Annotated in this window: 6 protein-coding genes; 1 reads left to right on the top strand and 5 read right to left on the bottom strand. The window is 64.5% G+C overall.

The window, feature by feature from the left end; translation table 11 throughout:
- The first annotated feature begins 109 nt into the window (after positions 1-109).
- The gene (locus Q0964_RS15525; protein ID WP_414652176.1) at positions 110-1,990 is read left to right on the top strand and encodes a cryptochrome/deoxyribodipyrimidine photo-lyase family protein; all 1,881 of its coding nucleotides are present in this window, start codon (positions 110-112) and stop codon (positions 1,988-1,990) included.
- Positions 1,991-2,261: 271 nt separating this feature from the next.
- On the opposite strand, the gene Q0964_RS15520 is transcribed toward Q0964_RS15525, so the two are convergent.
- From Q0964_RS15520 to Q0964_RS15500, 5 genes are all read right to left on the bottom strand, one after another.
- Positions 2,262-3,023 (bottom strand): GTP cyclohydrolase III, encoded by a 762-nt coding sequence (locus Q0964_RS15520; protein WP_299269317.1) that lies wholly within the window; start codon positions 3,021-3,023, stop codon positions 2,262-2,264.
- A gap of 65 nt (positions 3,024-3,088) precedes the next feature.
- On the bottom strand, positions 3,089-4,012 hold the full coding sequence (locus tag Q0964_RS15515) for a hypothetical protein (protein WP_299269314.1): 924 nt from the start codon (positions 4,010-4,012) through the stop codon (positions 3,089-3,091).
- Positions 4,009-5,073: a glycosyltransferase family 4 protein gene (locus Q0964_RS15510; protein WP_299269312.1), complete on the bottom strand. Its 1,065-nt coding sequence runs from the start codon at positions 5,071-5,073 to the stop codon at positions 4,009-4,011. Before Q0964_RS15510 ends, Q0964_RS15515 begins: the two co-directional genes overlap by 4 nt.
- Positions 5,070-5,447: a 6-pyruvoyl trahydropterin synthase family protein gene (locus Q0964_RS15505; RefSeq protein ID WP_299269310.1), complete on the bottom strand. Its 378-nt coding sequence runs from the start codon at positions 5,445-5,447 to the stop codon at positions 5,070-5,072. Before Q0964_RS15505 ends, Q0964_RS15510 begins: the two co-directional genes overlap by 4 nt.
- A gap of 49 nt (positions 5,448-5,496) precedes the next feature.
- A partial coding sequence (locus tag Q0964_RS15500) for a zinc-dependent alcohol dehydrogenase (protein ID WP_299269308.1) occupies positions 5,497-5,949 on the bottom strand: 453 nt, incomplete at its 5' end.

Raw genomic sequence — 5,949 nt, 5'->3', positions numbered from 1 at the left:
CACAGTGCCGGCACAGGAGGCTATCCCGACACCCGCAGCGGTCTCGGACCGGGACGACCCGACCGGTTACGTCGTCTGGCACCGCAAACACCTCCGGACCGACGACCACCTGGCTCTGGAACGGGCCGTCGTCGACGGCGACGTGGTCTGCCCGCTGTTTGTGTTCGATCCGTCCTTCTACTCGGGGGACGGATTGGCCTGTGACGCTCGTCTCCGCTTTCTCCACGAGGCACTCACGAGCCTCGACACGCTGTATGCAGCGACGGCCAGACAGCGGGTGGTGCAGGCCGCGGCGAGTTCGACTGCACAGCCCATCACGGCGACCCCGCTGGACCTGCAGACCGACCCAAACTCTCGCACAGACGGACACGGGACGACGCTGGAACCACCGGACAGGCCCGGGATGACGTTTGGATACGGCGATCCCGCCACCGTTCTCTCAGCGTTCGTCGACCGCGGCTGGTCGGTGCTGACGATGGCAACGCCGACGAGTCGCTACGGAAAACAGCGCGACCGGCGAGTCCGGCAGACCTGTGATGACGCGATATCGTTTCTTTCGGGTGATGGGCTGGTTCGTGACACGGAGCGACCCAGAGAGAACTGGCAGAGTCAGATCGGGACCTGGCTTACTGGCACGCAGCACGTCCCACAGTGGGACGACGCGGTTGGCGTCGCGCTGGAGACCGGTGTGACGCCAGCACTGGTCGACGAGGGGTACGGTATCGTGCCAACAAAAACGAAGGTTCCGACGGGGACTCACCGCGACGCGGCGGCACAGTTGTCTGGGTTCGTCGATCGGATTCAGTCGTACCCGCGAAACATCTCTGCCCCACAGGACGCCCGCGAGGGAACGAGCGGTCTCTCACCGTACATCAATTTCGGGCTGCTCTCCGTCCGTCAGGTCCACCAGTACGTCACAGAGAACGCGCCGGCCTGCCGTGGCCGTAAAATGTTTACCAGCCGATTGGTCTGGAACATGCATTACAACCAGAAACTGGTCGACTGGCCGGGGTGGACCGAGCAGGCGGTCAACCCGGTGTTCGAGAACCGCAACGAGGAGACCCACGACCCCGAGCTCGTCACGGCCTGGAAACGGGGGCAGACCGGGTTTCCGATGGTCGATGCGTCGATGCGGTGTCTCCGGCAGACCGGCTGGCTGAACTTTCGGATGCGGGCGATGTGTGCCTCGTTTTTCACTCATATTCTCCAGCAGCCGTGGTGGATCGGTGCCGACTGGTATCACCACCACCTGATCGACAGCGACGTCGGTATCAATTACACACAGTGGCAGAGTCAGGCGGGGCTCGTCGGGAAACCGTCACAGCGAGTGTACAATCCGCGAAAACAGGTCCGGGATCACGACCCCGATGGCGAGTGGATCACCGAGTGGGTTCCCGAACTCTCCCCGCTCCCAAGCGAGTCTCTCGACCGGCCCGAACGGACGCCACTCGCCGTTCAGGAAAACTGTGGTGTGGTCGTCGGCGAGGACTATCCGCGACCGGTTGTCGACTTCGAGGCGCGACGAGAGGCGTTCTGGTCACAGTACGAACGACGACGAGCACGGGCCGCACAGGAACTGGGCCGACCAGCCATCGCCAGGCGGGCCTCCTTTTCTGGAGGGTACGCCGCCGCAAAGGCGATTGCAAACGAGCACGGCCGAAACGACGACACCGGTAGCGGAACACAGGTCCAACTCGCAGAGATAGAGGAGCATCTGCGGGCGGACAGTCCCGCCGGTCGAGCGACCGTTCACGGGGACGATTCAGAAACTGCACCGGCGGTGGACGCAGACGCCATGGACGACGAAACCACGATCCCGACCGGCTCGGGACAGTCGGCCGGAGAGCCGTCACCAGATGATAACGCGGTTGTGTCAGACGCACTCGAAACCCCAAACCCCACAAACGCCGGCGGAGACACCGACAGCGACAGTCCTGACAGCAGCCGGGAGATCGGCGACGAACAGACGACGGTGGAACAGTTCGAGTGACTCTGTTGTAAGGCGGTCCCCGGTGTCGGTGTATGAGGCGCCACCCCACTCCGTACCCCGCTCGCGTGTGACCGCCACGTCGATGTCAGCAGCTGCCGTCGGCGTCGCACCGCTGGGTCGATGCCGCGACGGTGCCGGGCAGCAGGTTACCGGGGTCGACGATTGCCGTCTCCAACACGGGGCTGTACTGGTACCCTGCTGATTAACGATTCTGTGGTGCGGCCACTCCAGACAGGCCTCGTGCGAGTCAATGTGGACTCATTTTTGCCGGTCACCAGGCGAGTTCGACGAGGGAGCCGTTTTCACGGCAGTCTTCGAGCGCGTGTTTCGCGTCCATACCGGCGCGCTGGGCCATCCGTGCGCGTCCGACACCGACTTTCAGGTCGACGTCAACGACATCACGGACGTGACGGATCGCCTCGTGATAGTCGGACTCGTCCATCGCCGAACAGACGGCGATGACGTTGTCACCGCCGACAAAAAAGGAGAGCGAGTCGTGAGCGTGTCGCATGTGCCGCATCAGTTCTGCGTACCCCTGTTCGATGTTAATAAACGTGTCGAACTCATTGAGTTCGTCGGTGTACTTTTTCGTGGCGTCGTTGACGTCGAAGTGGGCAATCTGGACATCCTCGTCTGCCCGGTCCGTCCCGGGGAGTGTCTCTCCGGTGAGGATCTCGCGGCGCTCACTGTCCTGTGCACTGCCAGCAGCCTGGAGCTGCCGCGAGGCGGTGCCGAGGGCCGTTATTGGCTGGGAGTCGACCCCGATACTGACGCTCGCTGTGACCGGGTACCGGTTGGCCACCGAGTTCTGAATGAGGCGGTGGGCATTGCGGTCGAGACCGTTCGTGACCGTGACGAGGTTATCGAAACGCGCGAAGAAGGCGTATCCTTCCCGGTTGCCAACGAGTTGTGAGATGTCCGCGTACAGCCGTGACTGGAGCGTCTGGAGATCGACCTCGCGTCGGGGTTCCGGTGTCGTCGTCCACGGGCCGTAGTTGTCGATTTGGATCAGCGTGATCTGGGTGTTTGTCACAGCTGTGTCCAAGGCTGCATGGAGTATTTATGTTGGGAAGTGATCGACGGGAGCAACCGGACGCTCTACTCCTGGTCGGGACCGGACGGCGTCGAACCGTCGACACGGCCGAACAGATCGAGCTGGTGGGTGTGATACAGCAGTTCACCGGCGTCGACCTGTGCTCTGCGACGGTCCAACCACCCTTCAAGCGGGTCGAACTCGCCGGCAGTGATCTCCGCGACGGCCTCCTCGATACTGTTCAGGATGTACCGGAGGGCGTAGGCTTCGTCGGCGCGATAACCCCCGTCTGCGGGTGTCACGACCCAATCGGACCCCGCGGCGGCGACGTCCACGCCCGGACGCTCCTGTAGTCGGGCCAGCGTCTCCCCGCCCGCTCGACTGCTTCCGCCCTCTTTGTTGTCCATGTGTGCGTGATAGTGGCGTTCGACCGACCGGTCCGCGTCGTGGGCCGGGTAAAAGCGCGTCCCGCCGTCGAACGTGATGGGGAAGTAGAACGCGCCGCCGGGCTCGAGTGTTCCGATCAGCGACCGCAGATTCGACAGGCCCAGGATGTCGAGCAACGCCGCCCCTATCACGAGGTCGTGTGTCGCGGCGGTGCGCTCGGCGTAGGCGACCACGTCTGTATCGACACGTTCGATTTCGAGTCGACACTCCGGACCCACGAGTGCAAGCGGGTCCGTGCTGACGGCGTAATCCGGCCGGTCGTCGGCCCACCGATCGAGGTGATCCGGAAGCGCAGCGATGTTCTCGGACTGGAGGTCGACGGCGGTGTAGTGGGTGGTCCCTGGGGGAAGGACCTCCCACCCGACGAGTCTGGTGATCATCGTCCCGATGCCGGCACCGGCTTCGAGAACGCGCAGCGGGCCGTCGCCGGCCGAGGCACGGGCGGCCAGTGTCTCGCGCAGTTCGCCGAGGAGTCGTCTGTCGAGCGCGCGGTCGTCGATTGTCCGTTTGGCGCGGAGATACCGCTGGAACGACCCCGTCATGGCGCCACCTCCGGCGGCGACGCGACCTCGATCAGCAGATCACGAACGCGAGCGCCTGTCTCTTCCCACCCTGGGTGGCGCTCGTATCGCCGTCTGGCGGCGCGGCCCATCGTCGCCAGCTGGTCGGCGTCGGCCAGCCGTGTCAGTGCCGCGGCGACGGCGGCCGCATCGTCCGGGTCGATGAGGACGCCTGTCTCACCGTCAGTAACGATATCGGTCGCACCACCGGCCCGTGAGGCGACCGTAGGGAGGCCGAAGCTCATCCCCTCGAGATAGACGATCCCGAACCCCTCGTATCGTGACGGGACCGCGAGAATGTGGCTCTGCCGGAGCGTCGCGGCCAACTGGTCGTCGGTAAGTTCGCCGGCAAAGTGGACCCGATGCGCGATGTCGCGGTCGTCGACGCGACGGCGTACCGCCGCGGCGTACCTCTCGTCGGTCGGATGGCCAACGATCGTCAGTTCCGCGTCCGCCCTGGCGGCTGCCAGCCCGTCGACGAGCGTGTCCAGCCCCTTCCGCGGCGTAATGTTTCCGACGAAGACCACCTGCAGCGGGCGGCGCTGGGCACGGTCGTGGATGACGTCGTCGGTGATGTCGGGGTCGAAACGGTCGCCTGCCGGCGGCGCCACCACCGTTGCGCCGGTGTCGACCCCGAGGGACGTGACGACGTCGCGCGTCACGGTGCTGTTGCAGACGACGCCGTCGACGGTGTCGAGGTACCGTCGCTCGACGGCTCGGTACAGCGGCGACAACCGGCGAGGCTCGCTCGCTCGCAGGTGATGGACGACGCTGACGATGGGGTAGGAGAGCTTGCGATTCGTGTACACCAGCGACGGATGTGCGAGTTCGTCCTGGATCATGACATCTACGTCCACGTCGAGACGGGCCTGAATCTCTTGGGAGGCGTTGTCGAGGAGGCCGCGACGGTAGTCCCGCCACGGCAGTTCGATGGTCTCGACGGTGTCCCCGGCGCGTCGCAGCTGTTCGAGCAGCTTCCGGTCGTACCGGAAGCCGCCGGAACGCTCCTCGAGGCTGCCGTACAGTGTCAGTCCGACTCTCATACGACGGCGTTGTAGCTTGCTGCGGCCGTGTCGTCCTCCCAGATGGTGACACACAGCTCGGTGACGGTGTCGTCGGTGACGATATCGGTCACCCGGCCGAAGACGACGCGTGCGAACCGCTCGACGCTCGGATTGTATCCCTCGAACTCGGGAAGATCGTTTAGGAGCCGGTCGCAGTACCGCTCCGTGACCGACTGCAACGCCGCGCGGGCGTCGTCGATGTCGACGAGATAGTCGTCCTCATTCAGCTCGGGGCCGCGAAACGTCAGTTCCATCTCAAAGTGGTGGGAGTGAGGCTCCCCTTCCGGCCCCGGATCCGGGACTGTCAGGTAGTGCTGTGCGACGAACGTCGTCAGTACTGTCGTTGAGTACACACGTTATCTGACGGGCTGCGTTCACCTAAACCAGGGGGTCGGTAGCCGGTCAGCCATACCTGAACGCCACCTGCACCGCCTCGTCGGGGTTGTTATCAAGCAGTTGGTACGCCTCGGGTGCACGGTCGATGTGGAACTCGTGTGTGAGCAGCGCCGAGAGGTCTCGCTCCGAGAGCCAGGACCGAACGAAGCTCATCCGCCGCGCCTTGTCCCAGCGGTCCGCGTGTGCGGGGTCGAGACTGCTTACCTGGCTGCTCTGCATTCGGACGTGGCTCCGGTGGTACTCCCCGCCGAGGCCCAGGGAGATGTCTTTCGTGCCGTACCACGACCCGACGATCACCTGGCCCGCGTAGCCCGTGAGGTCGATGGCCTCGTCGAGGGCTGCCGGATTGCCGGAAAGCTCGAAGGTAATATCCGGGTCGCCGACGACGTCGCCGGCCGTCCCCGGCGAGACAGCCCTGTCGGCGCCAAGCGAACACGACAACGAGCGACGTCTCTCGTA

Source organism: Halorientalis sp. (assembly GCF_028275115.1).
GTDB lineage: Archaea > Halobacteriota > Halobacteria > Halobacteriales > Haloarculaceae > Halorientalis.
Note: the sequence above shows the minus strand (reverse complement) of the source record. Positions and strands in the feature narration are given on the sequence as shown.

Excerpts from the sequence above, each read along its gene's own strand:
- Q0964_RS15510 (WP_299269312.1), bottom strand. The coding sequence starts at position 5,073 with ATGAGAGTCGGACTGACACTGTACGGCAGCCTCGAGGAGCGTTCCGGC.
- Q0964_RS15515 (WP_299269314.1), bottom strand. The coding sequence starts at position 4,012 with ATGACGGGGTCGTTCCAGCGGTATCTCCGCGCCAAACGGACAATCGAC.